The following is a 24,559-nucleotide window of genomic DNA, read 5'->3' on the forward strand; positions in this document are numbered from 1 at the left end:
GTCCCGTCGCTACATCGTCACGACATCGAGGACGGTTTTCTTTGCCTCCTTGAAGTCGTAGAGCGTCATCGCCCCCTCTTTCAGATCGCCGTTCGGCGCGAATGCGATGTGACCGATCACCCCGCGGTAGTCGGTCGACGGCATCGCACCCGGCACCCTGGACGCGTCGGTCGAGTTGGCGCGCTTCATTGCATCGACGATCACGTAGAACGCGTCATACGTGAACGGCGCGTAAATCTGCACCGGCGTGTGGAAACGGTCTTCGACCTTCTTCTCGAAGTCCGCCTCTTTCTCCATCCGCGACAGGGCGAGCCCCGCCTCCGAACAGATCAGGTCCTGCACCGCGTTGCCCGCGAGCTCGACCACCTTGTCGGTACACACGCCGTCGCCGCCAAGGATTCTTGCCTCGATGCCGAGCGCCAGCGCCTGCTTCGCAAGCGGGCCGCCCGTCGCGTCCATGCCGCCGTACATGATCACGTCGGGATGGTCGCTCTTGATCTTCGTCAGGATTGCGTTGAAATTCGTCGCGCGGCCGTCGGTCGCTTCGCGCGCGACGATCTGTCCGCCCGCGGCCTCGACGGTGTTCGCGAATTCGTCGGCCAGACCCTGGCCGTAGGCGGTCGCATCGTCGACGACCGCAAAGCGCTTCGCGTGGAGCGCGTGCAATGCGTGGTCCGCGAGCGCAGGGCCTTGCTGCGCATCGGTTGCGGCGACCCGTTCCAGCCACACCGGACGACCACCGATCGTCAGGCCATGCGTGTTGATTTCCTCGATCGCCAAACCTGCCCCGTTCTCATTGTCCTTGCCAAGATGCGCAATGCTGCCCGTCAGCGGGGCGGCATGACTGATTCTGACGGCGCGCACGTCGCTGGCCTGCGGTGCCGCGGACGCCGCAGCCTCCCTGCCCGCCCCGTCGTCGCTCTTTTTGCTGCAGGCGGCAAGCATTGCAACCGCTGCGGCGACGGACTCGGCGTAAGCCAACTTCACATGCATCAAATAGGTCTCCCGCGCCTTGCCAAAACCCGATTTCACGACCGCTCAGGCATGAAAACGGGCGCATTGTAACTCCATTTATAGGACGCCAATATTCCTGATTTGATGGGGTTTTCCTGCATTGCAACCAATTTTGAGACGCAGGCCGGGCCGCGGATAGCAACCTGGTTGCACTATCATTGGGAAAGTTGGTTGCAACTGCAATCGCGAAGCGCAAAAAAAAGCGCGCCCTGGGGCGCGCTTCGGTGTACCTCTGGGGTCGTTCAGGATCAGGCGGCAGGCGGCAGATTCAGGCCGCGCGGCAGCGGGAACGACACGTTCTCCTCGATCCCGTCGAGCGCGCGCACATTGCGCACGCCGAGTTCGCGCAGACGCGCGATGACCGCCTGCGCGAGCACCTCGGGTGCCGACGCGCCGGCCGTCACGCCGATGCGGCGCTTGCCCGCGACCCATGCGGGATCGATCTGCTCGGGTGCATCGACCATGTATGCGGCGACGCCACGCTTCTCGGCCACCTCGCGCAGGCGGCTCGAATTCGAGCTGTTCGGACTCCCGACGACGATCACGACATCACACTGCGGCGCCATGAACTTCACCGCATCCTGGCGGTTCTGCGTCGCGTAGCAGATGTCCTGCTTCTTCGGCTCGCGGATCATCGGATACTTCGCCTTCAGCGCTGCGATGATCTCGGCCGCGTCGTCGACGGACAGCGTCGTCTGCGTGACGAGCGCGATCCGCTCCGGATCGGCGAGCTGGAGCTTCTGCACGTCCTCGACGCTCTCGACGAGATGCATGCCGCGCTCGACCTGCCCCATCGTCCCCTCGACTTCCGGGTGCCCCTTGTGCCCGATCATCACGATGTCGACACCATCCTGGCGCATCTTCGCGACCTCGACGTGCACCTTCGTGACGAGCGGGCATGTCGCGTCATAGATACGCAGGCCGCGCACGTCGGCCTCGTCGCGCACCGCCTTCGACACGCCGTGCGCGCTGAAGATCACGGTGTTGCCGGACGGCACTTCCTCGAGCTCCTCGACGAAAATCGCGCCCTTCTTCTTCAGATCCTCGACCACGTACTTGTTGTGGACGATCTCATGGCGCACGTAGATCGGCGCGCCGTGCATCGCGATCGCGCGCTCGACGATCTCGATCGCGCGATCGACGCCCGCGCAGAAGCCGCGCGGCTGCGCCAGCAGGATTTCCGCGTCGGCGGCGACCGTCGGCCCGGACAGCGTATCGGTGGTGCTCATGATTACAGAATCCCGATGATTTTCACTTCGAACGTGAGCGCTTGGCCCGCGAGCGGATGATTGAAATCGAACAGCGCGGAGGTCTCGCCGATCTCCTTCAGCACGCCTGCATATCGGCCGCCGTCCGGCGCGTTGAACTCGATCAGGTCGCCCGGCGTGAAATCGTCGCCGACCATGCCGTTCTCGCGCAGCGTCGCGAGCGTCACGCGCTGGAGCATGTCGGGATTTCGGGGACCGAACGCCTGTTCGGGCGCTAGCTGAAAAGTCGAATGGTCACCGACCCTGAGCCCGACGAGAATCTGTTCCAGCGAGGGTGCCAGCTGTCCCGCGCCGAGCAGCAGCGTCGCGGGTTTGTCGGAGAAGGTGTTGACGATGTCGGCGCCGTCGGCGAGGGCCAACCGGTAATGCAGCGTGACGTGCGAACCGGGCTTCACTTCGGATAGATCGATAAGGCTCATGAATGACTCGTTCAGTCGGCGCCCGAAACGGCCGAGAGGCCCAGCGCAAAACTCTTATTGTAAGTCACCTGAGCGCGCAAGGCGGAAAGTGCGACGACGGCGCGCAGGCCCCACGGCCGTCAATGGAGAATCAACGATGCCGCAACAATTATTGTCATTGTTCGAATGCCGCGACGACGCGAGGCCTGCGCCCGCCCCGTCCGCCCCGCCCTCCCCGTCCGTGCCGCGCAAGCGCCGCACCGCGCGCGCGAAGGAAACGGGGCTGCCGCGCGAGCGTCTGCTCACGCGCGGGCCCGCCGCGCTGTCCGACGACGAGCTGATCGCGCTGCTGCTCTGCACCGGCGTGCCCGGCCACAATGTGTTCGACAACGCCCGCGCGCTGCTCGCGCAGTTCGGGGACTCGCTGCGCGGGCTGCTCGATGCGACGCCGGACGATTTCCGCGGCCGCCCGGGCATCGGCGACGCCCGCATCGCGCTGCTCTCGGCCGTCGCCGAGATCGGGCGGCGCGCGCTCGCCGAAAAGGCGCGCGAGCGGCTGTTGATCGAGTCGCCCGGCGCGGTCGAGGATTATCTGCGGCTCACGATCGGCACGCGCCCGTATGAAGTATTCGTCACGCTGTTTCTCGATGCTCGCCATTGCCTGATCGACACCGAGGAAAGCGCGCGCGGCTCGCTGACGCGGATGGCCGTCTACCCGCGCGAAATCGTGCGCCGCGCGCTGTCGGTGAATGCCGCTGCACTGATCGTCGCGCACAACCACCCGTCCGGCGCCGTGCAGCCGAGCGCGGAAGACCGGCGCCTGACCCGCGTGCTGCGCGACGCGCTCGCACTCGTCGACGTGCGGCTGCTCGACCACATCGTCGTCGGCGTGGGCGACACTTTCTCGTTCGCCGGCGCCGGTTGGCTGTAGACTGTGCGGTTGGCGAGCCGCCCCCGAGCGCGGTCAACAGCGAAGCGAAATTAGGTTTGATTTTTCTGAACTTTTTCTGCTAGAATCGCCGTCTGTCTTTTTTCCAACCAGTTCTAGCCATCGAAGGGCCTTGTCTGTTAAGGGCTTGGGCGTTTTCGGAGTGCAGCTATGGATCACGTGGCTGCTCGATGAGAACCTTCATCGGCGATCGAACCCCGAATTTAGCGTATTAGGAGTGCTCTCATGGCACGCGTATGCCAAGTAACTGGGAAAGCGCCGATGAGCGGCAACAACGTTTCCCACGCGAACAACAAGACCAAGCGTCGCTTCCTGCCGAACCTGCAAAACCGCCGGTTCTGGGTTGAAAGCGAAAACCGTTGGGTGCGCCTGCGCGTTTCGAACGCCGGCCTGCGCCTGATCGACAAGAACGGCATCGATTCCGTGCTCGCTGACCTGCGCGCACGCGGCGAAGCCTAAGCCTCAGGAGCACAATCATGGCAAAAGGCGCACGCGACAAGATCAAGCTTGAGTCGACCGCTGGCACGGGTCACTTCTACACGACCACGAAGAACAAGCGCAACATGCCGGAAAAGATGGAGATCATGAAGTTCGATCCCGTCGTCCGCAAGCATGTGGCGTACAAGGAAACCAAGATCAAGTAATCTCCTGGTTCCTGCCAGCCTGACGATGACCGAAAAGCCCCGCAATTGCGGGGCTTTTCGTTTTGCGCGCACGCTCGGGCCTGACGCGGTATGCTCTCCCCTTTCCGCGGTTTTACCGCCGGACACACAAGACCAAGAGTGCAATGACGGAGATGCAGCAATGAAATTCGACGTGGCGATCGTCGGCAGCGGCCTGGCAGGGCTGTCGGTCGCGCTCAATCTGGCCAGCACGCGACGCGTCGCGCTAATCGCGAAGCGTTCGATGATGGAGGGTGCGAGCGACAACGCGCAAGGCGGCATCGCCGCGGTGCTCGATTCCGCGGACAGCATCGAGAACCATGTCGACGACACGCTGGTCGCCGGCGGCGGCCTGTGCGACGAGGGCGCGACGCGCTACATCGTCGAGCACGGCCGCGAAGCGATCGAGTGGCTGATCTCGCAAGGCGTGCCGTTCACGAAGGACGACGCGGCCGAGCTCGGCTTTCACCTGACCCGCGAAGGCGGCCACAGCCATCGGCGCATCATCCACGCGGCCGACGCGACTGGCCATGCGGTGCTCGCGACGCTGTCCGAACGCGCGCGCCAGCACCCGAACATCACATTTTTCGAGAATCATCACGCGATCGACCTGATCACGTCGGAGCGCCTCGGCCTGCCCGGCCGTCGCTGCCACGGCCTGTATGCGCTCGACGTCGAGAACGGCCGCACGATCACGATCGAGGCGCCGCACACGGTGCTCGCCACCGGCGGCGCAGGCAAGGTCTACCTGTACACGACGAACCCGGACACCGCGACCGGCGACGGCATCGCGATGGCGTGGCGCGCAGGCTGCCGGGTCGCGAACATGGAGTTCATCCAGTTCCACCCGACCTGCCTGTTCCATCCGTACGCGAAATCGTTCCTGATTTCCGAGGCCGTGCGCGGCGAAGGCGGCCTGCTGAAGCTGCCGGACGGCACCCGCTTCATGCCCGCGCACGACCCGCGCGCGGAGTTGGCGCCTCGCGACATCGTCGCGCGCGCGATCGACTTCGAGATCAAGAAGCGCGGGATCGACTGCGTCTATCTGGACATCAGCCATCAGCCGGAAGCGTTCCTGCGCGAGCATTTTCCGACGATCCACGCGCGCTGCCTCGAGTTCGGGATCGACATCGCGAAACAGCCGATTCCGGTCGTGCCGGCCGCGCACTACACGTGCGGCGGCGTCGTCACCGATCTCGCGGGCCGCACCGACCTCGCGGGCCTGTACGCGGTCGGCGAAACGTCATATACGGGGCTGCATGGCGCGAACCGCCTCGCGAGCAACTCGCTGCTCGAATGCCTCGTGATCGGCCGCGCAGCCGCCGAAGCGATCGAGACCGCCGGCTATGACGCCGAATCGGCCGGCAAACTGCCCGCATGGGACGAAAGCCGCGTGTCCGACGCGGACGAGGAAGTCGTCGTTGCGCACAACTGGGACGAATTGCGGCGCCTGATGTGGAACTACGTCGGCATCGTGCGCACCGACAAGCGTCTCGAGCGCGCCCGACACCGGCTGTCGCTTCTGCGCGACGAAATCCAGGAGTATTACGCGAACTTCCGCGTGACCCGCGACCTGCTCGAGTTGCGCAACCTCGTCGACGTCGCGACGCTGATCGTCAAGAGCGCGCAGTCGCGCCGCGAAAGCCGCGGCCTGCATTACAGCCGCGACTGGCCGCACGCGCTGCCGAAGGCATTGCCGAGCGTGCTGATGCCGAAATCGCGCCGCTGACGTCGCGTCGGGCCAGGGAAGCTGTCAAGCACAGGAAAAAAGCCGTTGGCGGTCGAGCGCCAACGGCTTTTTCATCTGCGGATTGCGCCGCGCGATCAGTCGACGATCCGCATCGAATAGTCGGTCGCGCGCACGTCCTTCGTCAGCGCGCCGATCGAGATGCGGTCGACGCCGGTTTCGGCGATCGCGCGCACCGTATCGAAATTGACGCCACCCGACACTTCGAGCACCGCGTTGCCGTTCGCCACGCGCACCGCGTCGCGCATCATGTCGAGCGAGAAGTTGTCGAGCAGCACCGACTTCGCGCCGTGCGCGAGCGCCGTATCGAGCTGCGCGAGCGTCTCGACCTCGACCTGCACCGGCACGCCCGCGTTCAGTGCGAACGCCGCGTCGAGCGCCTCGCCGACGCCGCCCGCCGCCGCGATGTGGTTTTCCTTGATCAGGATGCCGTCGTACAGCGCGAGCCGCTGGTTCGCGCCGCCGCCGACCCGAACCGCGTACTTCTGCGCGAGCCGCAGGCCCGGCAGCGTCTTGCGCGTATCGAGGATCTTCGCGCGCGTGCCTTCGATCCGGTCGACGTAGCGTCGCGTTGCGGTCGCGACGCCCGACAACAGTTGCAGGAAATTGAGTCCATTGCGCTCCGCGGTCAGCAGCGCGCGGGCCGGCCCTTCGAGTTCGCAGACGGTCGAATCGGCCGTCATCAGGTCGCCTTCGCGGTAGTGCCAGCGCACGTCGATCGCCGGATCGATCCGGCGCATCACTGCGTCGAACCACGGCACACCGCACAGCACGGCCTCTTCGCGCACGATGATGCGGGCACGGCGGCGCTCGTCGGCCGGCACGAGTCGCCCGGTCTGGTCGCCGGGGCCGACGTCCTCGGCCAGCGCATCGGCGACGTTGCGCGCGAGCGCGTCGTCGAACGCAACGCCGTACTGCTCGCGGATCGTCGCGTAGAGCGGGGATACTGCGGGCAGGGAAACTGCGCTGGTCATGCGGCCCCCACGTTCGCGAACAGTTGCTGGTCACGCTGCAGATCGCCGCTCGCCTGAACGCGCTTCTTGTGGGCGGCCGCGAAATCGAGCATCCGGTCGATCGGCAGGCGCGCGCGCTCGCCGATCGCCGGATCGACGAAGATCTCGTTGTGGCCGCGCTCGAGCACGTCCGCGAGGTTCGCGAGGCCGTTCATCGCCATCCACGGGCAGTGCGCGCAGCTCTTGCAGGTCGCGCTGTTGCCGGCCGTCGGCGCGGCGATGAAGGTCTTGCCGGGCGCCGCGAGCTGCATCTTGTGCAGGATGCCGAGATCGGTCGCGACGATGAAGCGCGTCGCGTCGAGCTTGACCGCGGCATCGATCAGCTGCGTCGTCGAGCCGACGACGTCGGCCTGCGCGACGACGTTCTCCGGCGACTCCGGATGGACCAGCACCTTCGCGTCCGGATATTCGGCGCGCAACAGGTCGAGCTCGATGCCCTTGAATTCGTCGTGCACGAGGCACGAACCCTGCCACAGCAGCATGTCCGCGCCGGTTTTCTTCTGGATATAGCTGCCGAGATGACGGTCCGGCGCCCAGATGATCTTCTCGCCGCGCGCGTGCAGGTCGGCGATGATCTCGAGGCCGATCGACGACGTGACCATCCAGTCCGCGCGCGCCTTCACGGCGGCGCTGGTGTTCGCGTAGACGACGACGGTGCGGTCCGGGTGCGCATCGCAAAAAGCAGAGAACTCGTCGACCGGGCAGCCGAGGTCGAGCGAACAGGTCGCATCGAGATCCGGCATCAGGATCCGCTTGGTCGGGCTCAGGATCTTCGCGGTCTCGCCCATGAACCGGACGCCGGCGACGACGAGCGTCTGCGCGTCGTGGTCACGGCCGAAGCGGGCCATTTCGAGCGAATCGGCGACGCAGCCGCCCGTTTCGTCGGCAAGCTCCTGCAATTCGGCGTCCACGTAATAGTGCGCGACCAGCACGGCCTTCTCGCGCACGAGCAACGCCTTGATGCGCGCCTTCAGCGCCGCACGCTCCTCGGGGGACGGCGTTTCGGGCACTTTCGCCCATGCCTGCCCGATGCCGCAGACAGCGCCTGCCGCAACCGGACGGTCGTACTCGACGGGTTTGATCGTCGACTGCATCTCCATATCTCCTGTCGATCGGAGTTAGCGCTTTAGCGGTTACTCCGATCCCATGCTTCGCGGTCGGTGAGAGTTAGTGCTTCAGCACTTACTCTCGCCCCATGCCTTACGGTCGCCCAAAAGAAAAAACCCCGCCAGCGCGGGGTTTGTGACGTCCTGAGATTCTAATCGATTTCGAATCAGGCGTAGCGGCGCAGGCGCGTCGCAAATTCCTGCAACGACTTGATGCCGCTTTGTTCGGCGCGATGGCACCAATCCTGCAATTGGGCCAGCAGCTGTTCGCGCGATGCGGTCGAACGATCCCAGATCGCGGCCAGATCCTTGCGCAGCTGGAAGTACGTGTGCAGCTTCTGGCTGTTCGCGAAGATCTCCGGCAGCAGCTTCTTCTGCGGCTCGTCGAGGCCGTCCTCGTCCTTGTGGAACCACTTGCGCGCGCCGCGCATCAGCTGGTACTTGTCGCTCGAACCGAGTTCCTTCAGGCGCACGAGTTCCTGGCGATACGCACGCTTGACGGCCTTGCCGTAACGCGCCATCACCTCGTAGCGGTTCGACAGCACGGCCTGCAGCGTTTCCTGGTCGAGCACCGTCTTCGGCTTGTTCAGGCGCGGCGTCGGCGCGACCTTCTTCACCTTCGCGAGACCGAACGCGGACATGATGCGGATGTACATCCAGCCGATGTCGAACTCGTACCACTTGTTCGACAGCTTCGCGGACGTCGCGAACGTGTGGTGGTTGTTGTGCAGTTCCTCGCCGCCGATCACGATGCCCCACGGGAACAGGTTCGTGCTCGCGTCGGCCGAGTTGAAGTTGCGATAGCCCCAGAAGTGGCCGAACCCGTTGACGACGCCCGCCGCCCAGAACGGGATCCAGACCATCTGCACGGCCCACACGGTCAGGCCGACCACGCCGAACAGCGCGACGTCGATCACCAGCATCAGGCTGATGCCGAGGATCGGGTATTTCGAGTACACGTTGCGCTCGACCCAGTCGTTCGGCGTGCCATGGCCGAACTTGCGCATCGTTTCTTCGTTCTTCGCTTCCGCGCGGTACAGCTCGGCGCCTTCGAGGAACACCTTCCAGATGCCGCGCGTCTGCGGGCTGTGCGGATCTTCCTCGGTTTCGCACTTCGCGTGGTGCTTGCGGTGGATCGCCGCCCACTGGCCGGTCAGCATGCCGGTCGTCATCCACAGCCACACGCGGAAGAAATGGCTGGCGATCGGGTGCAGCTCCAGCGCGCGGTGCGCCTGGCAGCGGTGCAGGTAGACCGTCACGCCGATGATCGTGACGTGCGTGACGGCGAGCGCGAACAGCACGATCTGCCACCACGAGAAATGCAGGAGCCCGTGGGAAAGAAAGTCGAGCAGGGAATTCAACAAGGCAGTTACCTGTGAGGTGAGCGACGCCGGTCACGCGCCGGCGTCAGAAAAATGAAAGCATACCGCGTAATCGACAGAAATTTTACTGCAACTGCTCCAAGTCTTTGTAAAAAATGAATATTTCTTGCCTTGAAGCAACGCAGGAAGTCCACCGGCGGACTCCCCTGGCCCGGCGCTCCGCGTCTGGCCGGCTTACATGACAGGATGGCCGGCCGCGGCGTTGCCATCTGCCGGTTGCGCGGCGGCAAAGCCGTCCGGCAGGCCGACGACGCGCACTTCGCGCTGCGGGAACGGGATCGAGATCCCGTGCTCCGAAAAGAGCCGCCAGATGTTGCGGTTCACCGCCGAGCGCACGCCCGACGTGCCCTTCGCGGAATCCTCGATCCAGAAGCCGAGCTCGAGATCGATGCCGTCCGCGCCGAAATTCACCAGATACGGCGCCGGCGCGGGTTCCGCGAGCACGCGTGGCACGCCTTTCGCCGCGTCGGCCAGCACCGCGAGCGCATGCTCGACGTCGCTCGTGTACGCGACCTGCACCGCGACCTTTGCGTAGCCGCGCGTCAGGTATGACGACTGGTTCTGCACGACGTCGGTGATCAGCTTCTCGTTCGGGATCAGCGTCTCGTTGCCGTCGAGGCCGCGCACGACCGTATAGCGCGTGCGGATCTGCGTGACGACGCCCTGCAGCCCGCCGACGCTGATCGCGTCGCCGAGCCGCAGCGACCGGTCGAGCAGGATGATGAAGCCCGACACGTAGTTGCTCGCGATCTTCTGCAGGCCGAAGCCGAGCCCGACGCCGAGCGCGCCGCCAAACACGCCGAGCACCGTCACGTCGATGCCGACGAGCGACAGGCCGATCAGCACCGCCGCGAACACGAGCAGCGCGCGGCCGATCCGCGACAGCACGACCTTCAGGTTCGCGTCGAGCGTGCTGGCACGCGCGAGGCGCTCCTCGAGCACCGAGCCGAGCCACATCGCAACCATCAGCGTCACGCAGACCCACAGCGCGCCGGAGATCACCGACAGCAGCGTCAGGTGCGCGTTCGCAACGCGGAACTGCACGCTGTCGAGCCACTGCAGCACGTCGCGCTGGATGCCGAGCACGGTGAGCACCATCGCGGCCCACACGATGAACGACACGAGCCGTTCGACGATGGACAGCCACGCGTGCGTGTGGCCGTCGCGCGCAAACACGCGGCGCGCGAAGAAGAACAGCACGTAGATCAGCGCGATGCCGATCAGCGGCACGAGCGCGAGCGACAGCAGCGACGTCGACATGAACGGGTCGAACGCGAGCTGCGCGATCCCGACGAACACGCTGCCGAACAGCGGAAACAGCGCGCGCTTCAGGCTCTGCGCGCCGGCGCCGGGCGCGCGCCCGGCGGCCTGCCGGCGCGCGTCGATGCGGGCATGCACGAAGCGCGCGGCCAGCCACGCGAAACACAGCATGCCGACCAGGATCGCCGCCTGCCAGATCATCACCGGCTGGTTGAAATCCTGGATCACCGACGCCAGCCGGCGCGACAGCAGGCGGTTCTGCATCATCGATCGAACCCGCCGTTACTGCTGCGCGCGCCGCTCGAGCACTGCGGCGAAGAAGCCGTCGGTCGCGTGACGATGCGGCCACAGCGACAGGTAGTCGCCGGTGTCGAGCTCGATGCGCTGGTCGGCCAGCACCTTCTGCGCGGGCACCAGCACGAACTCCGGATGATCGGCGAGGAACTGCTCGACGATCGCCTCGTTTTCCGCGTGGAGCACGCTGCAGGTCGCGTAGACGAGCCGCCCGCCCTTCTTCACGAGACGCGCCGCGCTCGCGAGGATCGACGCCTGCTTCGGCGTGAGCTCGTCGATCGATGCGCGCGACTGGCGCCACTTCAGGTCCGGATTGCGGCGCAGCGTGCCGAGGCCGCTGCACGGCGCGTCGACCAGCACGCGGTCGATCTTGCCGGCGAGCCGCTTGATCTTCGCGTCGTGCTCGCTGTCGATCAGCACCGGGTTCACGTTCGACAGGCCGCTTCTCGCGAGGCGCGGCTTCAGCTTCGCGAGCCGCTTCTCGGACACGTCGAACGCGTACAGCCGCCCGGTCGAGCGCATCATCGCGCCGAGCGCGAGCGTCTTGCCGCCCGCGCCCGCGCAGAAATCGACGACCATCTCGCCGCGGCGCGGCGCGACGAGCGAGCACAGCAACTGGCTGCCCTCGTCCTGCACCTCGATCTGGCCGTCCTCGAACAGCTTGAGCTTCGTGAGCGCCGGCTTGCCGACGACCCGCACGCCGAACGGCGCGAACGGCATTGCGCCGGCGTCGATGCCATTCGCACGCAGCGCGTCGATCACCTGGTCGGGCGTCGCCTTCAGCGCGTTCGCGCGCAGGTCGAGCGGCGCCGGGTAGTTCAGCGCGGCCGCGAGCTGCGCGAGCTCGTCGGCGTCGAACCGCGCCGACAGCGCCTGCTGGATCCAGTCGGGCAGGTTCGTGCGGATGCGCACCGGCAGGCTCGCCGGGTCGATCTTCGACACGTGCTCGAGCCATGCGGCCTCGGCAGGCGACACGAACGGCTTCAGCGCGTTGCGGCCCATCGTCTGCATCAGGCCGAGCAGCGTCAGGCGCCGCGCGGGGCTGCCCGTGCCGCTCTCGGCGAGGTGCGCGAACTCCATCTTCCGGCGCAGCACCGCGAACACAGCTTCGGCAATCACGCCGCGCTCGGCATGCCCGAGCTTCGGGTGGGCGCGGAAGAACCGGCTCGTCGTCGCGTCGGCGGGGCCGGCGAATTTCAGCACTTCGGCCAGCAAAGTCTCGGTCTGGCCAATCAGGAATCCGTGCAGCTTCATACGCCCTCGCTCGTCTTGGTTTGCGGATCGTCCGCGAAAATCCAGCGCGCCTCGCCCGGCGCGACCACCGCGCGGCCGTCCTCCAGGCGCACGCGCCCTTCGACGAACCAGCGCACCGCACGCGGATACAGCACGTGCTCGACCGTCAGCACCCGCTGCGCGAGCGCGGCCGCGTCGTCGCCCGCGCGCACCGGCACCGCGCCCTGCGCGACGATCGCGCCGCTGTCCAGCTCGGGGATCACGAAATGCACGGTCGCGCCGTGCAGCGCGACGCCCGCGTCGAGCGCCGCCTGGTGCGTATGGATGCCCTTGAAGCTCGGCAGCAGCGACGGGTGGATGTTCAGCATCCGTCCCTCATATCGCTTGACGAATGCCGGCGTGAGGATCCGCATGAAGCCGGCGAGGATCACGAGATCGGGCGCGAAGCGGTCGATCTCGTCGGCCAGCGCCGCGTCGAAGCTGTCGCGGCCGTCGAACGACCGATGGTCGACCACCGCGGTCGCAACCCCGTGCGACGCCGCGAAGGCGAGGCCGGCCGCGTCCGGCCGGTTGGCGATCACGGCGGCAACCTCGGCCGGCCACCGCTCCTGCGCGCACGCGCGGACGATGGCTTCCATGTTGCTGCCGCGACCGGAAATCAAGATGACGATTTTTTTCATCCGCGAATTTTACCATTCGGCCTCCCGTTTCCCGCCTCCTGAGCCGCCTGCCCGCCCGAACGTTTATAATCTTCTGCTTTGCGGCATCCATCCGCCCATTCCCCCGACGCTGCTTCCGCTATCGTGAAAGTCTTCCGCGGCCTGCCCAACGCCGAAAGCCGCGCCCCGTGCGCGCTGACGATCGGCAACTTCGACGGTGTCCACCGCGGCCACCAGGCGCTGCTCGCGCGCGTGCGCGCCGCAGCGGACGCGCGCGGCCTGCCCGTCTGCGTGATGACCTTCGAGCCGCATCCGCGGGAATTCTTCAATCCCGCCGGCGCGCCGCCGCGCATCGCGATGCTGCGCGACAAGCTCGAGGCGCTGCGCGAGAACGGCGTCGACCGGGTGGTCGTCGAGCACTTCAACCATACGTTCGCGAGCCAGTCGCCGGAGGCGTTCGTCGAACGCACCCTCGTCAATGGGCTGCACACGCGCTGGATGATGGTCGGCGACGATTTCTGCTATGGCGCGAAGCGCGCGGGCACGTTCGCGTCGCTGAAGGCGGCCGGCGAGCAGTACGGCTTCGAGGTCGAGCAGATGGGCACGGTCGCCGGCAGCGACGGCACGCGCATCTCCAGCTCCGGCGTGCGTGCCGCGCTCGCGGCCGGCGATCTCGCCGCCGCCGCGCAGGCGCTCGGCCACGGCTACGCGATCAGCGGCCACGTCACGCACGGGTTGAAACTCGGCCGCGACCTCGGCTTCCCGACGCTGAACCTGCCGATCGCGCACAAGCGGCCGGCGCTGATGGGCATCTTCGTCGTCCAGGTCCATGGCCTCGCCGGCACCCCGCTGCCCGGTGTCGCGAGCCTCGGGCTGCGCCCGACCGTCGTCGATTCGGGCCGCGTGCTGCTCGAAGTCCACCTGCTCGACTGGCACGGCGACGCCTACGGCAAGCTCGTGCGCGTCGAATTCCTGCAGAAGCTGCGCGACGAGGCGAAGTTCGACGATCTCGAGGCGCTGTCGCGCGCGATCGCGCAGGACGTCGCGAACGCGCGCGCGTACTTCGCGGCGCACGGCCACGCGCCCGGCAGCCGCACGACCGGCTTCTCGACGTCGGCCACCGACCGAATTAGCTGACCCCGGCTCGCGGCGCCATGCGCCGCATCCCGGCGCCGCCGATGTGCGCACTCACCCGCGCTCACCCGATTCACGACGCACGAGCGTCCCCCGATTTGATAGCGATCTCATCATGAGCAACAAGAAAGCCGATTCGAAACCGCAGGCCAAGTATCCGGTCAACCTGCTCGACACGCCGTTCCCGATGCGCGGCGACCTGCCGAAGCGCGAGCCGCAGTGGGTCAAGGAATGGGAAGAGCGCGGCCTCTACGAGAAGATCCGCGCGGCCAGCAAGGGCCGGCCGAAGTTCATCCTGCATGACGGCCCGCCGTATGCCAACGGCGACATCCACCTCGGCCACGCGGTGAACAAGATCCTGAAGGACATCGTCGTCAAGTCGCGCAACATGGCGGGCTTCGACGCGCCCTACGTGCCCGGCTGGGATTGCCACGGGATGCCGATCGAGATCCAGATCGAGAAGCAGTTCGGCAAGTCGCTGCCGGCGGCCGAAGTGATGACCAAGGCGCGCGCGTACGCGACCGAGCAGATCGAGAAGCAGAAGCTCGGCTTCAAACGGCTCGGCGTGCTGGGCGACTGGGCGAACCCGTACAAGACGATGAACTTCGCGAACGAGGCCGGCGAGATCCGCGCGCTCGGCAAGATCATCGAGAAGGGCTACGTGTATCGCGGCCTGAAGCCGGTGAACTGGTGCTTCGACTGCGGCTCGGCACTCGCCGAGGCGGAAGTCGAGTACAAGGATCGCACCGACCCGACGATCGACGTGATGTTCCCGTTCGCGGAGCCGGAAAAGACCGCGCAGGCGTTCGGCCTGCCGGCGCTGCCGCGCGCCGACGGCGGCATCGTGATCTGGACCACCACGCCGTGGACGATCCCGGCGAACCAGGCGCTGAACCTGCATCCGGAGATCGTCTATGCGCTCGTCGATACCGAGCGCGGCCTGCTGATCATCGCGGAAGAGCGCGTCGCCGCGTGCATGGAAGATTTCAATCTGACCGGCAGCGTCGTCGCGACGACGCGCGGCGAGAACCTCGTCAACCTGCGCTTCCACCACCCGCTCGCGGCGGCCCACCCCGGCTACAAGCGCACGTCGCCCGTCTATCTCGGCGACTACGTGACGACCGACACCGGCACCGGCGTCGTACACTCGTCGCCCGCGTACGGCGTCGAGGACTTCGTGTCCTGCAAGGCGCACGGGATGACCGACTCGGACATCATCAACCCGGTGATGGGCGACGGCCGCTACATCGAATCGCTGCCGCTGTTCGGCGGCCTGTCGATCTGGGACGCGAACCCGAAGATCGTCGACGCGCTGAACGCGGCCGGCACGCTGCTGCGCAACGAGAAGTACACGCACAGCTACATGCACTGCTGGCGTCACAAGACGCCGATCATCTACCGCGCGACGTCGCAGTGGTTCGCCGGCATGGACGTGACGCCGCGCGACGGCGGCGCGACGCTGCGCGAAACCGCGCTCGCGGGTGTCGACGCGACCGCGTTCTACCCGTCGTGGGGCAAGCAGCGCCTGCACAGCATGATCGAGAACCGCCCGGACTGGACGCTGTCGCGCCAGCGCCAGTGGGGCGTGCCGATGGCGTTCTTCGTGCACAAGGAAACCGGCGAGCTGCATCCGCGCACGCTGGAGCTGCTGGAGGAAGTCGCGAAGCGCGTCGAGCAGTCGGGCATCGAGGCGTGGCAGTCGCTCGATCCGCGCGAGCTGATCGGCGACGACGCGAACATGTACGAGAAGAACCGCGACACGCTCGACGTGTGGTTCGACTCGGGCACGACGCACTGGCACGTGCTGCGCGGCTCGCACAACGACGACCTGCAGTTCCCGGCCGACCTGTATCTCGAAGGCTCGGACCAGCACCGCGGCTGGTTCCACTCGTCGCTGCTGACCGCGTCGATGCTCGACGGCCGCGCGCCGTACAAGGGCCTGCTCACGCACGGCTTCACGGTCGACGGCGAAGGCCGCAAGATGAGCAAGTCGCTCGGCAACGGCATCGATCCGCATGAAGTCGCGAACCGCCTCGGCGCGGAAATCATCCGCCTGTGGATCGCATCGACCGACTACTCGGGCGAGCTCGCGATCTCCGAAGAGATCCTGAAGCGCGTGACGGAAGGCTATCGCCGCATCCGCAACACGCTGCGCTTCCTGCTCGCGAACCTGTCCGACTTCGACGTCGCGCAGCACGCATTGCCGGTCGGCGAGTGGCTCGAGATCGACCGCTACGCGGTCGCGTTCTCCGCGCAGCTGCAGACGGAACTGCTCGGCCACTACGAGAAGTACGAGTTCCACCCGGTCGTCGCGAAGCTGCAGACGTACTGCTCGGAAGATCTCGGCGGCTTCTACCTCGACGTGCTGAAGGACCGCCTGTACACGAGCGCGCCGGATTCGAAGGCCCGCCGCTCCGCGCAGACGGCGCTCTATCATCTGACCCAGGGCCTGCTGCGCGTGCTCGCGCCGTTCCTGTCGTTCACGGCCGAGGAAGCGTGGAAGGTGTTCCAGCCGGCCAGCGACACGATCTTCACGGAAACGTACTACGCGTATCCGGACGTCGCCGGCGCCGATGCGCTGATCGCGAAGTGGACGCTGCTGCGCGACGTGCGCGGCAATGTCACGAAGGCGCTCGAGGAAGCGCGCACCGCGAACCGCATCGGCTCGTCGCTGCAGGCGGAAGTCACGGTGCAAGCGAGCGGCGCGCGCTACGACGCGCTGACGAGCCTCGCGGACGATCTGAAGTTCGTACTGATCACGTCGGCCGCGACGGTCGTCAAGGTTGACGACGAAGCGCAGGAAGGCGTCGACGTGGCCGCGTCGAAATACCAGAAGTGCGAGCGCTGCTGGCACTACCGCGACGATGTCGGCGCGCACGCCGATCACCCGACGCTGTGCGGCCGCTGCTTCTCGAACCTGTTTGAAAATGGCGAAACCCGGAGCGCTGCGTAAATATGGCGAAAACCCTGTCGAAATCGGCAAGTGGCGCGCTCGCGCCGTGGCTCGGCATTTCGCTGATCGTCATCCTGTTCGACCAGCTGACGAAGATCGCGATCCTGAAGACCTTCGCGTACGGTGCGCAGCACGCGCTGACGTCGTTCTTCAATCTCGTGCTCGTCTATAACCGCGGCGCCGCGTTCGGCTTTCTCGCGGCGGCGGGCGGCTGGCAGCGCTGGGCGTTCACCGCGCTCGGCATCGGCGCGACGCTCGTGATCTGCTACCTGCTGAAGCGCCACGGCCAGCAGCGCCTGTTCAGCCTGTCGCTCGCGCTGATCCTCGGCGGCGCGCTCGGCAACGTGATCGACCGGCTCGTCTACGGCCACGTGATCGACTTTCTCGATTTCCACGTCGGCGCGTGGCACTTCCCGGCGTTCAACCTCGCCGACTCCGCGATCACGGTGGGCGCCGTGCTGCTGATCTACGACGAACTGCGTCGCGTGCGCGGCACGCGCTAAGCGCGCATACTCTGCGTCGACGGTCGGCCTAGCGCCGGCCGTCTTGATCGACCCCTTCGGAGGCCCGAGTTGGCACACGCAGAACTCGCAGGAAAACACCTTGTCCTCGGCCTGACGGGCGGCATCGCCTGCTACAAGATCGCCGAGCTCACCCGTCTGCTCACCAAGGCGGGCGCGACCGTTCAAGTCGCGATGACCGAAGCCGCGACCCAGTTCATCACGCCCGTCACGATGCAGGCGCTGTCCGGGCGGCCCGTCTACACGAGCCAGTGGGACCCGCGCGTCGACAACAACATGGCGCACATCGACCTGTCGCGCGAAGCCGACGCGATCGTGATCGCGCCCGCGTCGACCGACTTCCTCGCGAAGCTCGCGCACGGTTTCGCGGACGACCTGCTGTCGACGCTGTGCGTCGCGCGCGACTGTCCGCTGCTCGTCGTGCCCGCGATGAACCGCCAGATGTGGCAGAACCCGGCCACCCAGCGCAACGTCGCGCAACTGCGCACCGACGGCGTGTCGGTGCTCGGCCCCGATTCGGGTGCGCAGGCCTGCGGCGAAGTCGGCGACGGGCGCATGCTCGAGCCGGAGGCGATCTTTGAGGCGATCGTCTCGCACTTCCAGCCGAAGCTGCTCGCGCACCGCCGCGTGCTGATCACGGCCGGCCCGACGTTCGAGCCGCTCGACCCCGTGCGCGGCCTGACCAACCGCTCGAGCGGCAAGATGGGCTTCGCGCTCGCGCGCGCCGCACAGCAGGCCGGCGCGGACGTGCATCTGGTCGCGGGCCCCGTCGCGCTGGATACGCCGTGGGGCGTCTATCGCCAGGACGTGCAGACCGCGCAACAAATGTACGATGCAGTGATGCACGCGGTGGCCGACGCGGACATCTTCATTGCGGTCGCTGCCGTCGCCGACTGGCGCGTCGCGCAACCGGCCGAGCACAAGATGAAGAAGACCGCCGACCGCAAGATGCCCACGCTCGCGTTCGTCGAGAACCCGGACATCCTCGCGTCGGTCGCGGCCCTGCCCGATCCGCCGTTCTGCGTCGGCTTCGCCGCGGAAAGCGGCGATCTCGACGTGCACGGCGACGAGAAGCGCAAGCGCAAGAACGTGCCGCTGCTCGTCGGCAACCTCGGCCCGCAGACGTTCGGCCGCGACGACAACGAAGTCGTGCTGTTCGAAGCGTCCGGCATCACGCGCCTGCCGCGCGCGCCGAAGGACGAACTCGCGCACGTGCTCGTCGACGAAATCGCGAAGCGCCTGCCCGACAACCGCCTGATCTGACCTTGCGTGCGGCGGCGGCCCGCACTGCCGCCGCGCGCACTTTCACCCCATCGACACCCGAATGAAACTCGACCTGAAGATTCTCGACGCGCGCATGCGCGACTACCTGCCCGCCTATGCGACGACCGGCAGCGCCGGCCTCGACCTGCGCGCATGCCTCGACGCACCGCTGACGCTGAAGCCGGGCGAGACCACGCTCGTGCCGACCGGCCTCGCGATCCACCTCGCCGATCCCGGCTATGCGGCGCTGATCCTGCCGCGCTCGGGCCTCGGCCACAAACACGGCATCGTGCTCGGCAACCTGGTCGGCCTGATCGACTCCGACTACCAGGGCCAGCTGATGATCTCGACGTGGAACCGCGGCCAGACGGAATTCGTGCTGAACCCGTTCGAGCGCCTCGCGCAACTCGTGATCGTGCCGGTCGTGCAGGCGCAGTTCAACATCGTCGACGACTTCGCCGAAAGCGATCGCGGCGCGGGTGGTTTCGGCAGCACCGGCCGTCATTGAACGAAGCAAGAGACAAAACCCCTCGTTCCGAAAAACGAGGGGTTCGTCAGCAATCAAGGGCGACGCACACGCGTCGCCCTTTCGCTATTCAGCCCTTCACCATCACTCTTCGACCGGCTGCGCGATCCGCACGACCGCCGGCGCAGGCTGCCGCCGCTGCGCGATCGTCGCGTAGACGATCAGCGCCACCAGCACGCTCAACAGCACCGCCGACGAACCGATCGTACCGAGTGCGAGGCCGCCCTTCGCGACCGGCTTCGTCAGCAGGTCGCCGACGGTCGCGCCAAACGGACGCGTGAGCACGAACGCGGCCCAGAACAGCAACACGCCCGAGATTCGCGTGAAGTAATGCGCGAGCACGATCACCGCGAGCAGCCCGCCGATCAGCAGTGCGCCGCCGGCGAAGCCGAGGCCCGAGCTGTCCGCGAGGAAATCGCCGAGCGCCGTGCCGAGCGTGTTCGAGAACAGGATCGCGATCCAGTACAGCATCTCGACCTTGCGCGTGCGGATCTCGTCGACGGACAGCGACTCGCCGCTCAGGCGCCACGCCGCGAAAATCCCCAGCAGGATCGCGACGAGGATCGACGAACCGGCCGCATAGCCGAGGCCGAGCGTGCGATCCATGAAATCGGACATCGTCGTGCCGGCCGTGCTGGTCGCGACGATCACCGCCCAGTAGATCGCCGGGCGGTAGCGCGTCGTCTTCAGCTGCGTGCCGAGCGTGACGAGGAAGAAACCGAACAGCAGGACCGAGCTCACCGCGTAACCGATATTCAGCGTCATCGACAGCAGGTCGCCGCCGGTTTCGCCGAGCGTGGTCGCGCAGATCTTCATGATCCAGAATGCCAGCGTGATTTCGGGCAACTTTTTCATTCGAACCTCATACGGGAATATGTGGCAACGCGATGCACACTGCAGCGCGTTGCAGACGGATCGAATGGTAATCGACGCTGACTTAACGTTGGCTTAACGCCGCCTTAGCATCCGGCATCGCGTGCGGGGTCGGAACGCGAACGCGCAGCACGAGTGCCGCGCCGCTCGGCCGTGTGGTCAGCGCGCGTGCTGGTGCCGGTAATGCAGCGCGTACGCAAGCGTGAGCAGCACGACGAACACGACGCCGACCGCCATCGTCATCCGGAATTCACGCGTGAACGCGGTCGTCACGAGGATCGCGGCAAGCAGGCCGGCGCCGAGCAGGCTGCCGAACGGATGCAACCACATCCGGAATGCGAGCGCCGGGCCGCGATAATCGCGCCGAAAGCGCAGATGCGTGACGAAGATCATCAGCCACGTGAACAGCGCGCCGAACATCGCGATCGCCATCATCACGGTGAACGCGGTGTCGGGCGACAGCGCGACCAGCACGGCCGCGACCGCGACGCCGCTCGTCGACACCCACAGCGCCGCGCGCGGCACGCCGTTCACGCCGAGCCGGCCGAACACTGCCGGCGCGAGGCGCGCGCGCGACAGGCTGAACATCATCCGCGTCGTCACGTAGAGCTGGCTGTTCATCGCGGACAGCGCAGCAACCAGCACGACGAAATTGATCACGCCGGCCGCATACGGCACGCGCGTCGCGGCCATCACCTTCACGAACGGGCTTTCGTCAGTGCCGGCCTGGGTCCACGGCACGATCGCGAGCATCAGCGCGAGCGTCAGCAGATAGAACAGCACGAGCCGGAACACGGTCGAGCGGAATGCGCGCGTGACCGCATGTTCCGGGTCGCGCGCCTCGCCCGCCGCGATCGCGACGGCTTCGATGCTCATGTAGCTGAAGATCGCGACGATCACCGCAACCCATGTGCCCCACGGCCCTTTCGGCAGGAAGCCGCCGTGTGCGGTGTAGTTCGCGAAGCCGATGCCGGACGCCGCCGGCGCCGACCAGACGAAATACGCGCCGAGCACGACGAACACGATGATCGCCGCGATCTTCAGCAGCGAGAACGCATACTCGACCGAGCCGTACAGCGTGACGCTCGCCATGTTGACGGCGATCAGCAGCGCCGAGAAGCCGATCACCCAGTACCAGCCCGGCACCGTCGGGGACCAGTACTTCATGAACACCGCGATCGCGCTGATCTCGGTGCCGATCGCGAATACCACCGCGAACCAGTACGCGTAGCGCACGAGAAAGCCGGCGAGCGGCCCGACGTAGTGCTCCGCATACGCGCCGAACGACCCGGCAGTCGGATGCGCGACGGTCATCTCCGCGAGCGCGCCCATCAGCAGCAGCGCGATCAGCGCGCCGATCGCATACGAGATCAGCACGCTCGGGCCGGCGAGACCGATCGCGAATCCGCTGCCGAGAAACAGCCCCGTGCCGATCGCGCCGCCGATCGCAATCATCGCCATCTGCCCCGACGACAATGCGTGGCGCAATCCTTGTTCGCGTTCGACGATGCTGTCGAACGTCCGTTGTAGTTGTGACACTCCCTTTACTCCCCTTTGCTTCCGTCTACTGCCCTGCACCCACGCTCGCGCCACCGGCGCCAGATAAAACGAAACGGCGCGGAAGACTTCCCGCGCCGTTGGCATGAAACTACGATTATCGCTTATTCGACTTCGACCGCTTCCTCGTTCGGCTTGTGCGGCGGATTCGCGAGCTTGTCGAACGACAGCTGCACCTTGTCGTTTTCGTCGACATCGACCGTCACGTGACCGCCGTTCACGAGCTTGCCGAACAGCAGCTCGTCGGCGAGCGCACGACGGATCGTGTCCTGGATCAGCCGCTGCATCGGCCGCGCGCCCATCAGCGGGTCGAAGCCGTGCTTCGCGAGATGCTTGCGCAACGCGTCGGTGAACAGCGCGTCGACCTTCTTCTCGTGCAGCTGTTCCTCGAGCTGGATCAGGAACTTGTCGACCACGCGCATGATGATTTCCTCATCGAGCGAGCGGAAGCTGATGATCGAGTCGAGACGGTTGCGGAACTCCGGCGTGAACAGACGCTTGATGTCGGCCATCTCGTCGCCGGTTTCGCGGCGCGTCGTGAAACCGATCGTCGCCTTCTGCATCGACTCGGCGCCCGCGTTCGTCGTCATGATGATGATGACGTTGCGGAAATCCGCCTTGCGGCCGTTGTTGTCCGTCAGCGTGCCGTGGTCCATCACCTGCAGCAGCACGTTGAAGATGTCCGGATGCGCCTTCTCGATCTCGTCGAGCAGCAGCACGCAGTGCGGCTTCTTCGTGACGGCTTCGGTCAGCAGGCCGCCCTGGTCGAACCCGACGTAGCCCGGCGGCGCGCCGATCAGCCGGCTCACCGCGTGGCGCTCCATGTATTCCGACATGTCGAAGCGGATCAGCTCGATGCCGAGCGTGAACGCGAGCTGGCGCGCCACTTCGGTCTTGCCGACGCCGGTCGGGCCGGAGAACAGGAACGCGCCGATCGGCTTGTCCATCTTGCCGAGGCCCGCGCGCGCCATCTTGATCGACGCGGCCAGCGCATCGATCGCCGGATCCTGGCCGAACACGACGCTCTTCAGGTCGCGGTCGAGCGTCTGCAGCTTGCTGCGGTCGTCCTGCGACACGCTTTGCGCCGGCACGCGCGCGATCTTCGCGATGATTTCCTCGATCTCGCTCTTGCCGATCGTCTTCTTCTGCTTCGACTTCGGCAGGATCCGCTGCGCGGCGCCCGCCTCGTCGATCACGTCGATCGCCTTGTCCGGCAGGTGACGGTCGGTGATGAAGCGCGCCGACAGTTCGGCCGCGGCCGACAGCGCGCCCGACGAATACTTGACGCCGTGGTGCTCCTCGAACCTCGACTTCAGGCCGCGCAGGATCGCGACCGTCTGCTCGACGGTCGGCTCGGTCACGTCGATCTTCTGGAAACGCCGCGACAGCGCCGCGTCCTTCTCGAAGATGCCGCGATACTCGGTGAATGTCGTCGCGCCAATGCACTTCAGCGTGCCCGACGACAGCGCCGGCTTCAGCAGGTTCGACGCATCGAGCGTGCCGCCCGACGCGGCGCCCGCGCCGATCAGCGTGTGGATCTCGTCGATGAACAGGATCGCGTGCGGGCGCTCCTTCAGTTCCTTCAGCACCGTCTTCAGACGCTGCTCGAAATCGCCGCGGTACTTGGTGCCCGCGAGCAGCGCGCCCATGTCGAGCGAATAGACCTGCGCGTTCGCGAGGATGTCCGGCACTTCGCCGCGCGTGATGCGGTACGCGAGGCCTTCGGCGATCGCGGTCTTGCCGACGCCGGCCTCGCCGACGAGCAGCGGATTGTTCTTGCGGCGGCGGCACAGCACCTGCACGACGCGCTCGACTTCGGACTCGCGCCCGATCAGCGGATCGATGCGGCCGTCTTTCGCCATCTGGTTCAGGTTCTGCGTGAACTGTGCGAGCGGGGTTTCCTTCTGCGCGTTCGCGTCTTCGCTCTCGCTGTTCGCGTCGCTCGCCTTCGCGGCCTCGCCGCTGTTCGTCTTCGCGATGCCGTGCGAGATGAAGTTCACGACGTCGAGACGCGTGACGCCCTGCTGCTGCAGGTAGTACACCGCGTGCGAATCCTTCTCGCCGAAGATCGCGACGAGCACGTTCGCGCCCGTGACTTCCTTCTTGCCGTTCGACGTCGACTGGACGTGCATGATCGCGCGCTGGATCACGCGCTGGAACCCAAGCGTCGGTTGCGTATCGACGTCGTCGGTGCCCGGGACGGTGGGCGTATTGTCGTGGATGAAATTGCGCAGGTTCTGACGCAGGTCCTCGATGTTCGCCGCGCACGCGCGCAACACCTCGGCCGCCGTCGGATTATCCAGCAGGGCCAGCAGCAGATGCTCGACCGTTATGAACTCATGGCGCGCCTGGCGTGCTTCCATGAACGCCATGTGCAGGCTGACTTCCAATTCCTGGGCAATCATGCTTCCTCCATCACGCACTGCAGCGGATGCCCGGCCTGCCGCGCATGGGTAACGACTTGCTCAACCTTGGTCGACGCGATGTCCCGCGTATAGACCCCACAAACCCCTCGCCCTTCGCGATGGACCTTCAGCATGATCTGCGTGGCCGTCTCGCGATCCTTCCTGAAATACTCCTGCACGACCATCACGACGAATTCCATCGGCGTGAAGTCGTCATTGAGCAGCACCACCTTGTACATCGAAGGCGGCTTCAGCTTCTGCTCCTTGCGTTCCAGGACGGTACTGTCCTGCTTGTCCGGGATAATCGCCATACACCCATTCTAAACAACTCGGACAGGCCCG

At 66.1% G+C, this 24,559-nt stretch carries 22 protein-coding genes; 9 read left to right on the forward strand and 13 right to left on the reverse strand.

The features are described 5' to 3' along the window. Nucleotides 1-9: 9 nt before the first annotated feature. The 3 genes from DID96_RS03170 to DID96_RS03180 all read right to left on the reverse strand — a co-directional run bounded on the left by DID96_RS03170 (nucleotide 10) and on the right by DID96_RS03180 (nucleotide 2,701). Entirely contained in the window at nucleotides 10-993 is a 984-nt protein-coding gene (locus DID96_RS03170; protein WP_124597805.1) for a branched-chain amino acid ABC transporter substrate-binding protein, read from the reverse strand. Nucleotides 994-1,262: 269 nt separating this feature from the next. After that, on the reverse strand, nucleotides 1,263-2,243 hold the full coding sequence (ispH, locus tag DID96_RS03175) for a 4-hydroxy-3-methylbut-2-enyl diphosphate reductase (protein ID WP_124597806.1): 981 nt from the start codon (nucleotides 2,241-2,243) through the stop codon (nucleotides 1,263-1,265). A gap of 2 nt (nucleotides 2,244-2,245) precedes the next feature. Next, nucleotides 2,246-2,701, reverse strand: a complete 456-nt coding sequence (locus tag DID96_RS03180) for a peptidylprolyl isomerase (protein ID WP_124597807.1) — start codon at nucleotides 2,699-2,701, stop codon at nucleotides 2,246-2,248. Between the two features lie 136 nt (nucleotides 2,702-2,837). Between DID96_RS03180 and radC the strand changes: the two genes are divergently transcribed. From radC to nadB, 4 genes are all read left to right on the forward strand, one after another. Beyond that, complete coding sequence (gene radC, locus DID96_RS03185) at nucleotides 2,838-3,611, forward strand: RadC family protein (protein WP_124597808.1); 774 nt, start codon at nucleotides 2,838-2,840, stop codon at nucleotides 3,609-3,611. A gap of 243 nt (nucleotides 3,612-3,854) precedes the next feature. Beyond that, entirely contained in the window at nucleotides 3,855-4,088 is a 234-nt protein-coding gene (gene rpmB, locus DID96_RS03190; protein ID WP_004186391.1) for a 50S ribosomal protein L28, read from the forward strand. Between the two features lie 17 nt (nucleotides 4,089-4,105). Next, on the forward strand, nucleotides 4,106-4,273 hold the full coding sequence (gene rpmG, locus DID96_RS03195) for a 50S ribosomal protein L33 (protein WP_007586229.1): 168 nt from the start codon (nucleotides 4,106-4,108) through the stop codon (nucleotides 4,271-4,273). A gap of 160 nt (nucleotides 4,274-4,433) precedes the next feature. Further along, nucleotides 4,434-6,020, forward strand: a complete 1,587-nt coding sequence (gene nadB, locus DID96_RS03200; RefSeq protein WP_124597809.1) for an L-aspartate oxidase — start codon at nucleotides 4,434-4,436, stop codon at nucleotides 6,018-6,020. 95 nt (nucleotides 6,021-6,115) lie between these two features. Here the strand turns inward: nadB and nadC are convergent, their stop codons facing one another. The 6 genes from nadC to purN all read right to left on the reverse strand — a co-directional run bounded on the left by nadC (nucleotide 6,116) and on the right by purN (nucleotide 13,006). Then, entirely contained in the window at nucleotides 6,116-7,012 is an 897-nt protein-coding gene (gene nadC / locus DID96_RS03205; protein ID WP_124597810.1) for a carboxylating nicotinate-nucleotide diphosphorylase, read from the reverse strand. Further along, the gene (nadA, locus tag DID96_RS03210; protein ID WP_124597811.1) at nucleotides 7,009-8,145 is read right to left on the reverse strand and encodes a quinolinate synthase NadA; all 1,137 of its coding nucleotides are present in this window, start codon (nucleotides 8,143-8,145) and stop codon (nucleotides 7,009-7,011) included. Before nadA ends, nadC begins: the two co-directional genes overlap by 4 nt. Before the next feature lie 179 nt (nucleotides 8,146-8,324). Continuing rightward, the gene (locus DID96_RS03215; protein WP_124597812.1) at nucleotides 8,325-9,521 is read right to left on the reverse strand and encodes an acyl-CoA desaturase; all 1,197 of its coding nucleotides are present in this window, start codon (nucleotides 9,519-9,521) and stop codon (nucleotides 8,325-8,327) included. Nucleotides 9,522-9,713: 192 nt separating this feature from the next. Continuing rightward, nucleotides 9,714-11,066 carry a mechanosensitive ion channel family protein gene (locus DID96_RS03220; protein ID WP_124597813.1) on the reverse strand — a complete coding sequence of 451 codons (1,353 nt, stop codon included), beginning with the start codon at nucleotides 11,064-11,066 and terminating at the stop codon, nucleotides 9,714-9,716. Nucleotides 11,067-11,081: 15 nt separating this feature from the next. After that, complete coding sequence (locus DID96_RS03225; protein ID WP_124597814.1) at nucleotides 11,082-12,347, reverse strand: RsmB/NOP family class I SAM-dependent RNA methyltransferase; 1,266 nt, start codon at nucleotides 12,345-12,347, stop codon at nucleotides 11,082-11,084. Beyond that, on the reverse strand, nucleotides 12,344-13,006 hold the full coding sequence (purN, locus tag DID96_RS03230; protein ID WP_124597815.1) for a phosphoribosylglycinamide formyltransferase: 663 nt from the start codon (nucleotides 13,004-13,006) through the stop codon (nucleotides 12,344-12,346). Before purN ends, DID96_RS03225 begins: the two co-directional genes overlap by 4 nt. A 123-nt stretch (nucleotides 13,007-13,129) precedes the next feature. Here purN and DID96_RS03235 point away from each other — a divergent pair, with 123 nt between their 5' ends. From DID96_RS03235 to dut, 5 genes are all read left to right on the forward strand, one after another. Next, entirely contained in the window at nucleotides 13,130-14,122 is a 993-nt protein-coding gene (locus DID96_RS03235) for a bifunctional riboflavin kinase/FAD synthetase (RefSeq protein WP_124597816.1), read from the forward strand. Nucleotides 14,123-14,234: 112 nt separating this feature from the next. Then, nucleotides 14,235-17,072: an isoleucine--tRNA ligase gene (gene ileS / locus DID96_RS03240; protein ID WP_124597817.1), complete on the forward strand. Its 2,838-nt coding sequence runs from the start codon at nucleotides 14,235-14,237 to the stop codon at nucleotides 17,070-17,072. A 2-nt stretch (nucleotides 17,073-17,074) separates the two neighbouring features. After that, on the forward strand, nucleotides 17,075-17,575 hold the full coding sequence (lspA, locus tag DID96_RS03245; protein WP_124597818.1) for a signal peptidase II: 501 nt from the start codon (nucleotides 17,075-17,077) through the stop codon (nucleotides 17,573-17,575). A 69-nt stretch (nucleotides 17,576-17,644) separates the two neighbouring features. Then, complete coding sequence (coaBC, locus tag DID96_RS03250) at nucleotides 17,645-18,856, forward strand: bifunctional phosphopantothenoylcysteine decarboxylase/phosphopantothenate--cysteine ligase CoaBC (protein ID WP_124597819.1); 1,212 nt, start codon at nucleotides 17,645-17,647, stop codon at nucleotides 18,854-18,856. Between the two features lie 61 nt (nucleotides 18,857-18,917). After that, a complete protein-coding gene (gene dut, locus DID96_RS03255; protein WP_124597820.1) occupies nucleotides 18,918-19,364 on the forward strand; it encodes a dUTP diphosphatase in 447 nt (148 codons plus the stop codon). Between the two features lie 102 nt (nucleotides 19,365-19,466). Here the strand turns inward: dut and DID96_RS03260 are convergent, their stop codons facing one another. The 4 genes from DID96_RS03260 to clpS all read right to left on the reverse strand — a co-directional run bounded on the left by DID96_RS03260 (nucleotide 19,467) and on the right by clpS (nucleotide 24,528). After that, a complete protein-coding gene (locus tag DID96_RS03260; protein WP_124597821.1) occupies nucleotides 19,467-20,237 on the reverse strand; it encodes a hypothetical protein in 771 nt (256 codons plus the stop codon). 177 nt (nucleotides 20,238-20,414) lie between these two features. After that, entirely contained in the window at nucleotides 20,415-21,794 is a 1,380-nt protein-coding gene (locus DID96_RS03265; RefSeq protein WP_124597822.1) for an amino acid permease, read from the reverse strand. A 122-nt stretch (nucleotides 21,795-21,916) separates the two neighbouring features. Continuing rightward, entirely contained in the window at nucleotides 21,917-24,217 is a 2,301-nt protein-coding gene (gene clpA / locus DID96_RS03270) for an ATP-dependent Clp protease ATP-binding subunit ClpA (protein ID WP_124597823.1), read from the reverse strand. Then, nucleotides 24,214-24,528 (reverse strand): ATP-dependent Clp protease adapter ClpS, encoded by a 315-nt coding sequence (gene clpS / locus DID96_RS03275; protein WP_124597824.1) that lies wholly within the window; start codon nucleotides 24,526-24,528, stop codon nucleotides 24,214-24,216. The genes clpA and clpS overlap by 4 nt, the downstream gene beginning before the upstream one ends. Between the last annotated feature and the right edge of the window lie 31 nt (nucleotides 24,529-24,559).

The organism is Burkholderia sp. Bp8963 (assembly GCF_003854275.1).
Classification (GTDB): Bacteria; Pseudomonadota; Gammaproteobacteria; order Burkholderiales; family Burkholderiaceae; genus Burkholderia.

Excerpts from the sequence above, each read along its gene's own strand:
- DID96_RS03170 (WP_124597805.1), bottom strand. The coding sequence starts at position 993 with ATGCATGTGAAGTTGGCTTACGCCGAGTCCGTCGCCGCAGCGGTTGCA.
- ispH (WP_124597806.1), bottom strand. The coding sequence starts at position 2,243 with ATGAGCACCACCGATACGCTGTCCGGGCCGACGGTCGCCGCCGACGCG.
- DID96_RS03180 (WP_124597807.1), bottom strand. The coding sequence starts at position 2,701 with ATGAGCCTTATCGATCTATCCGAAGTGAAGCCCGGTTCGCACGTCACG.
- radC (WP_124597808.1), top strand. The coding sequence starts at position 2,838 with ATGCCGCAACAATTATTGTCATTGTTCGAATGCCGCGACGACGCGAGG.
- rpmB (WP_004186391.1), top strand. The coding sequence starts at position 3,855 with ATGGCACGCGTATGCCAAGTAACTGGGAAAGCGCCGATGAGCGGCAAC.
- rpmG (WP_007586229.1), top strand. The coding sequence starts at position 4,106 with ATGGCAAAAGGCGCACGCGACAAGATCAAGCTTGAGTCGACCGCTGGC.
- nadB (WP_124597809.1), top strand. The coding sequence starts at position 4,434 with ATGAAATTCGACGTGGCGATCGTCGGCAGCGGCCTGGCAGGGCTGTCG.
- nadC (WP_124597810.1), bottom strand. The coding sequence starts at position 7,012 with ATGACCAGCGCAGTTTCCCTGCCCGCAGTATCCCCGCTCTACGCGACG.
- nadA (WP_124597811.1), bottom strand. The coding sequence starts at position 8,145 with ATGCAGTCGACGATCAAACCCGTCGAGTACGACCGTCCGGTTGCGGCA.
- DID96_RS03220 (WP_124597813.1), bottom strand. The coding sequence starts at position 11,066 with ATGATGCAGAACCGCCTGCTGTCGCGCCGGCTGGCGTCGGTGATCCAG.
- DID96_RS03225 (WP_124597814.1), bottom strand. The coding sequence starts at position 12,347 with ATGAAGCTGCACGGATTCCTGATTGGCCAGACCGAGACTTTGCTGGCC.
- purN (WP_124597815.1), bottom strand. The coding sequence starts at position 13,006 with ATGAAAAAAATCGTCATCTTGATTTCCGGTCGCGGCAGCAACATGGAA.
- ileS (WP_124597817.1), top strand. The coding sequence starts at position 14,235 with ATGAGCAACAAGAAAGCCGATTCGAAACCGCAGGCCAAGTATCCGGTC.
- lspA (WP_124597818.1), top strand. The coding sequence starts at position 17,075 with ATGGCGAAAACCCTGTCGAAATCGGCAAGTGGCGCGCTCGCGCCGTGG.
- dut (WP_124597820.1), top strand. The coding sequence starts at position 18,918 with ATGAAACTCGACCTGAAGATTCTCGACGCGCGCATGCGCGACTACCTG.
- DID96_RS03260 (WP_124597821.1), bottom strand. The coding sequence starts at position 20,237 with ATGAAAAAGTTGCCCGAAATCACGCTGGCATTCTGGATCATGAAGATC.
- clpA (WP_124597823.1), bottom strand. The coding sequence starts at position 24,217 with ATGATTGCCCAGGAATTGGAAGTCAGCCTGCACATGGCGTTCATGGAA.
- clpS (WP_124597824.1), bottom strand. The coding sequence starts at position 24,528 with ATGGCGATTATCCCGGACAAGCAGGACAGTACCGTCCTGGAACGCAAG.